Source organism: Agrobacterium sp. ES01, from assembly GCF_050320885.1.
Classification (GTDB): domain Bacteria; phylum Pseudomonadota; class Alphaproteobacteria; order Rhizobiales; family Rhizobiaceae; genus Allorhizobium.
In genome coordinates, this window is record NZ_JBNQTH010000019.1 from 1 (window position 1) to 1,153 (window position 1,153).

Genomic DNA, 1,153 nt, shown 5'->3' on the forward strand with positions numbered 1-1,153 from the left:
CTAGTGGATTGATCGAAACGAAAGAGTCCAGTTTTCGGATTCCTACGCTGTCCCGGATATGCGAGAGTACCTCATGCGTACAGGGATCACATTCGACGTCACCTCTGCCGACCGTGCTCGGCTCGAAGCTATCGTAGCCGCTGGCAGCTCGCCACAGAAGCATGTGTGGCGAGCGAGGATCATCCTCATGAGCAGTGATGGCTTTGGAACTGTGGCTATCATGGAGGAAACTGGCAAATCCAAAACCTGCGTCTGGCGCTGGCAAGAACGGTTTATGTCCGAAGGTGTCGATGGCCTCCTACGTGACAAAAGCAGGCCTCCTGGCATAGCCCCACTCGATGATGAATTAGTCGAGAAGGTCGTTGCCCTCACTTTGGAGCCGCCACAGCAGGAGGCGACACAGTGGACAGTACGGGCCATGGCAAAAACGGTAGGGATCGCGGCGTCTTCCGTCGTTAAAATCTGGCATGAGCATGGTTTGGCTCCGCATCGTTGGCGTAGCTTTAAACTGTCGAATGACAAAGCCTTTGCCGAGAAGCTGCACGATGTTGTCGGCCTCTATGTCTCGCCCCCAGCCCACGCCATCGTTCTTTCCGTCGATGAGAAGAGCCAGATCCAGGCGCTTGATCGGACACAGCCCGGTCTCCCGCTCAAGAAGGGGCGTGGCGGCACGATGACCCATGATTACAAACGGCACGGCACGACGACGCTATTTGCCGCCCTCAATATTCTCGATGGGTCAGTGTTCGGCAAAAACATGCAGCGACACCGCCATCAGGAATTCATTCGCTTCCTCAACGCAGTCGAAGCGACCCTGCCCAAGGATAAAGCCGTCCACGTCATTCTCGACAACTACGCTACACACACGCAGCCAAAAGTACGCGCTTGGCTGGACAGGCATCCTCGATGGACCTTCCACTTCGTGCCGACGTCCTGTTCCTGGTTGAACGCCGTCGAAGGGTTCTTCGCAAAGCTGACGCGGCGTCGCCTCAAACACGGCGTCTTTCACTCCGTGGTCGACCTTCAAGCCGCCATCAACCGCTTTGTCAAAGAGCACAATACCGAGCCAAAGCCGTTCGTGTGGAAGGCAGACCCCGACGAGATAATCGCGGCTGTTAAACGCGGGCACCAAACGTTGGAATCAATCCACTAG

The 1,153-nt window shown here is 56.1% G+C and carries 1 protein-coding gene; it reads left to right on the plus strand.

Going from position 1 to position 1,153, the window contains the following annotated elements:
• Positions 1-73: 73 nt before the first annotated feature.
• Entirely contained in the window at positions 74-1,153 is a 1,080-nt protein-coding gene (locus ACQQ2Q_RS22535) for an IS630 family transposase (RefSeq protein WP_428189337.1), read from the plus strand.

Bases quoted from the DNA above. Each gene is read 5' to 3' on its own strand.
- ACQQ2Q_RS22535 (WP_428189337.1), top strand. From the start codon at position 74: ATGCGTACAGGGATCACATTCGACGTCACCTCTGCCGACCGTGCTCGG.